4 protein-coding genes are annotated in these 4,883 nt (G+C 42.5%); all 4 read left to right on the top strand.

Translation table 11 applies throughout. From position 1 onward, the window contains the following. Positions 1-395: 395 nt before the first annotated feature. A complete protein-coding gene (locus OGM63_RS16120) occupies positions 396-530 on the top strand; it encodes a hypothetical protein (RefSeq protein WP_263746609.1) in 135 nt (44 codons plus the stop codon). A gap of 156 nt (positions 531-686) precedes the next feature. Further along, positions 687-2,417, top strand: a complete 1,731-nt coding sequence (locus OGM63_RS16115) for a S8 family peptidase (RefSeq protein ID WP_263746608.1) — start codon at positions 687-689, stop codon at positions 2,415-2,417. Between the two features lie 450 nt (positions 2,418-2,867). Then, complete coding sequence (locus OGM63_RS16110) at positions 2,868-3,134, top strand: hypothetical protein (protein WP_263746607.1); 267 nt, start codon at positions 2,868-2,870, stop codon at positions 3,132-3,134. Between the two features lie 160 nt (positions 3,135-3,294). Further along, a complete protein-coding gene (locus OGM63_RS16105) occupies positions 3,295-4,584 on the top strand; it encodes a glucose-1-phosphate adenylyltransferase (protein WP_263746606.1) in 1,290 nt (429 codons plus the stop codon). The last annotated feature ends 299 nt before the right edge of the window (positions 4,585-4,883 follow it).

Here is a 4,883-nt window from a genome sequence, read left to right as displayed (position 1 = left end):
CGGAGTTAGAAGTTAGGAGTTTGGGGTTTGGGGTTTGGGGTTAGGAGTTTGGGGTTTGGGGTTAGGAGTTTGGGGTTAGGAGTTTGGGGTTAGGAGTTTGGGGTTAGGAGTTTGGAGTTTGGAGTTAGCACATACGTAAGTTTAGATGTAGAGTGTGTTAGGCGGAACGTCCTAACGCACCCTACGTAAAAAGCATCGTAAATTATATCACTTTAATTTTGCCTGCTTGTCACAAACTAATGTATTAATTTGTACTAAGATTTCTTGTATTTTATTGCTTAATAATTTTTTATTTTTCTTGATTCAAGTTTTTCCGTAATCTGTGATGCTGGGGGTGAATCAATAAGGAGCATTTTTTTGCTGATTATAATTATTAGTGGCTTAATTTGGTAATTATGGCAGATGGAGAACCGATAAATTTTAGCCAAGCCACACCAAAACACTTGAATGGAGAGATTATTGATGAAGCACAGTATGTATTCGCAGCTAGTAATTATGAGGTGCAGAATTATAAGTTTTGCAACTTGTAACTTTTTGAATGTTGTCTAGAAAAATTATAGATGACTATGGTGGCAATTTCGTAATTAAAGCGCCAAAAATCAGCTTGTGTGAATTAATGCGCTTGGTGCTGATGCTGCTAAAATCAATACTTTGCTTACAGGAATTCAACATAATTTGAGGTAAAAATGAGACACGATAAACTTTCACCTGGTCTGCTGTTAGCGTATGAAGATTACCAACGCTACGGAGCGCAAGCTTTAACTCCACAGACGCGATCGCTTGGTATCTTGGCACCCAGAAACGCTATGCAGCAAACCAAGAGCATCGTTTTTATTTACTGCGACGAAGACGCTGACCTCAGACACCTTCTACAACAAGGTATCGAAGTCAACCAAAACACCGGAAGTGTGCGGACTGCTTATTTACCCCTGAGTAGTTTAGACCCTTTATCTGAAGAAGCTGTTGTCCATCGCATCAAGCCATCACGCAAAATGCATCTGCGGATGGATGTCGCGAAAAAAGACGTACATTTGTCAGAGTTTCAGAACAAAACCGGACTCACAGGGGAAAAAGTCGTCATCGGCATTGTAGATACCGGTATCGATCCGAAGCACCCTGCCTTTAAAGGTCGAATTTTACGCATTTGGGATCAAACTCTACCAGGTCCCGGTGTGAAAGAGGGAGCTTACGGAGCAGAATTAAGCAAAGACCAACTGACAATCTCTCAGGATATAGAAGGACACGGCACCCACGTTGCCGGCATTGCCTCGTCTGCTGACAGCACTTATAGCGGTGTCGCACCAAAAGCAGAATTAGTCATCGTTAAAAGCGATTTACAAGATGCTCACATTGCCGATGCAGTTCGTTACATTTTCCGCGTTGCTGGTGAAATGAACCGCCCAGCAGTAGTAAATTTAAGCTTGGGCGGACACGCTGATGCTCATGATGGCAGCGATTCCTTATCAAAAATCATTGATAAGGAAACTGGTCCTGGAAGAATTGTCTGCTGTGCCGCAGGTAATGAGGGTAACGACAACATTCATGCTCAAGCCAAAGTCTCTACCAGTAGCATGTCTAATATCCGCTTTAATGTTCCTCAAAACCAAGTAGGCATTGCTTGGTTAAATGGTTGGTATTCTGGCAAAGGTCAGTTAGAAATATCTGTGCGGACTCCCAACGGTTTTGTTACCCCCTTCCAAAAAATCATTACCAAAGGCAATCCCACCCAAGATTACCAATTGGCAGATGCACAGGTGCAAATAGCCACACCAGGACCCGATCCGATGAATGGCGACCATAATTTCTTTGTGCAAATTCGCGGTAATGGTACAATGCCAGTTATGGGCGGTATTTGGCAATTGCGGATACGTAACACAGGTTCGAGTGAAACACGTTTGGATGTGTGGACGCTAGATGACAATTCGGCAGTATTTTTCACAGGTAAAAGTATACAAGATGCTCTGAAAATTGGTTCGCCGGGAGCTTGCAAGAGTGCGGTTACTGTGGCTTCTTACACTACTAAAGTGAAATATACAGATATTGATGCCAAACCTCAAGAAATAGGCTTGGAATTGCATAATATTTCTGATTTTAGCAGTGAAGGTCCCCTGCGGAATGACGCCCAAAAGCCAGATGTCGCAGCACCAGGAGCGATGATTGTTTCTACACTTTCATCTACTGCTCAAAGTTTTGGGCGATCGTCGATGATTAATTCTAAGTTTGTCGTTTCCGCTGGCACTAGTATGGCAACACCTTTTGTTACTGGTTTGGTGGCACTGTTGTTGCAACGTAACCCCAAACTTGATCCAGCGGGTGTTAAAGAATTGTTACGTAAACATAGTTCCATCCCTAAAAAAGCAGCGGGAACCTTTGATAGTAAATGGGGCTTTGGATTGATTGATGCCAAAAATCTGTAGTTAACGATCAAAGCACAGGAAATCAGGTCTGTACAAGGGTAGGCAAAAAGTCTGCCCTTGTTGCTTATACCATTTCACGAAAATTTTGATCCAAAATATGTTTCACTTTAATCTTGAAATGCGATTAAGAAAGGAATTTGATGATAGCGATCGCTCGTTTGGGTGCAGCACAAACAAAACCTCACCACGCGACTGACTGATGCCAGTAAACTAGCAAAAGCGCTCAAAACTTATCTGCCGACTCTAACTAAAATATTGGGTATGTAGACCCAACACGCTAAATCTGTAATCAGAGGTAGAAGGCATGACATTACGTCTGTATAACGATAGGGGCTAAAGAGCGATAAATTTGGTAGCTTGGCTATAGGTTAGAAAAAACCTACCCTTTTTACCATTTTACTTGGGAGTCGTCGCAATATGAATTATCAGAAATTAGATGCCCCACTCTCTATGGCACTTAAAGACGTTGAAAACACAGAAGAACACAGCTTGCAGGTTTTCATCCATACCAAGCCAGTTTCAAATGCCGAAACTACCGCTTTAGAAAATTTGGGTGTCAGTGGAGTTACTAATGGCAAAGAAGTATTCACGGCAACACTATCTCCTAGTGCTATTTCCCAATTGTCCGATCTGCCTTGGGTAGAGCATGTGAAACTGTCACAAACATTGCATCTGGCGAATCAGCACTACGGTATGAAACGTGTGAGCCTTTTATAATTTAATAGCGCAAATTAATACACGCGATCGATGACACCGCAATAACCTGTCCCATTCATGACTAAAAACATCCCGTAAACTTATACGATCCCCCCTTACCAGCGGTCTCAGACAGTCCTAAACTGTATGTGAGAGTTGAAAGGCAGTTGGGAGAAATTTTGTGAAAAAAGTATTAGCAATCATTCTTGGTGGTGGTGCGGGTACTCGTCTTTATCCGCTTACCAAATTACGCGCTAAACCAGCGGTACCCGTGGCAGGAAAGTACCGCTTAATAGATATTCCTGTCAGTAACTGCATAAATTCCGAAATATTCAAAATTTATGTTCTGACCCAATTCAACTCAGCGTCTTTAAACCGTCACATTGCCCGTACTTACAACTTTTCTGGTTTTAATGAAGGATTTGTAGAAGTGCTAGCTGCACAGCAAACGCCAGAAAATCCCAATTGGTTCCAAGGTACAGCGGATGCCGTGCGTCAGTATATTTGGATGTTGCAAGAATGGGACGCAGAGGAATTTATCATTCTATCAGGCGATCACCTCTACCGTATGGATTATCGCCTGTTTGTGCAGCGTCATCGAGAAACAGGAGCTGATATTACTCTCTCAGTTATCCCGATGGACGATCGCCGCGCTTCCGATTTTGGCTTGATGAAAATCGATCAGTCTGGTAGAGTAATCGACTTTAGTGAAAAACCCAAAGGCGATGCTTTATATAACATGCGTGTTGATACTACTGTACTAGGTTTGACACCAGAACAAGCTCAACATCAACCATACATCGCCTCAATGGGGATTTATGTCTTTAAAAAAGATGTTTTGATTAAGTTGTTGAAAGAATCTTTAGAAAGCACTGATTTCGGTAAAGAAATTATTCCAGATGCAGCTAAAGATCACAACGTTCAAGCTTATTTATTTGATGGCTACTGGGAAGACATTGGAACAATTGAATCATTTTATGATGCTAATTTGGCGCTGACTCAGCAACCTTTACCACCTTTTAGCTTCTACGATGAAAAATCTCCAATTTATACCCGCGCTCGTTACTTACCTCCGAGTAAACTTTTAGATTGCCAGATTTCCCAATCAATGATCGGGGAAGGTTGCATTCTGAAAAATTGCCGAATCGATCATTCAGTGTTGGGAGTGCGATCGCGTATTGAATCTGGTTGCGTAATCGAAGATACTTTAATTATGGGAGCCGATTACTATCAAGCATTCGCCGAACGACATACAAACAGCCAAAATGGTGAAGTTCCCTTGGGTATCGGTGCTAACACCACAATTCGCCGCGCCATCATTGACAAAAACGCCGGTATCGGCTCCGATGTGCAAATTATCAATAAAGATAACGTGCAAGAAGCTGAACGCGAAAGTCAAGGCTTTTACATCCGCAGCGGTATCGTCGTTGTGCTGAAAAATGCCGTGATTCCTGATGGAACGATAATTTAAAAGTTAGGAGTTTGGAGTTAGGAGTTTGGAGTTAGGAGTTTGGAGTTAGGAGTTAGGAGTTAGGAGTTAGGAGTTGGGAGTTGGGAGTTGGGAGTTGGCAGTTGGGAGTTGGCAGTTGGGAGTTAGGAGTTGGGAGTTGGGAGTTAGGAGTTAGGAGTTAGGAGTTAGGAGTTAGGAGTTAGGAGTTTGGAGTTAGGAGTTAGGAGTTAGGAGTTAGGAGTTAGGAGTTAGGAGTTAGGAGTTTGGAGTTTGGAGTCAAGATTTATGAGAATTGTTCCCCATCACCACGCTTCCCCCAC

The sequence above is a fragment of the Plectonema radiosum NIES-515 genome (genome assembly GCF_025753815.1).
Lineage (GTDB): Bacteria > Cyanobacteriota > Cyanobacteriia > Cyanobacteriales > Nostocaceae > Hassallia > Hassallia radiosum_A.
The sequence above is the reverse complement of the archived record's forward strand: the minus strand, read 5'-3'. Positions and strand labels throughout refer to the sequence as shown.

What these genes read in the sequence shown, in the direction of transcription:
- OGM63_RS16120 (WP_263746609.1), top strand. Translation starts at nt 396, where the DNA reads ATGGCAGATGGAGAACCGATAAATTTTAGCCAAGCCACACCAAAACAC.
- OGM63_RS16115 (WP_263746608.1), top strand. Translation starts at nt 687, where the DNA reads ATGAGACACGATAAACTTTCACCTGGTCTGCTGTTAGCGTATGAAGAT.
- OGM63_RS16110 (WP_263746607.1), top strand. Translation starts at nt 2,868, where the DNA reads ATGGCACTTAAAGACGTTGAAAACACAGAAGAACACAGCTTGCAGGTT.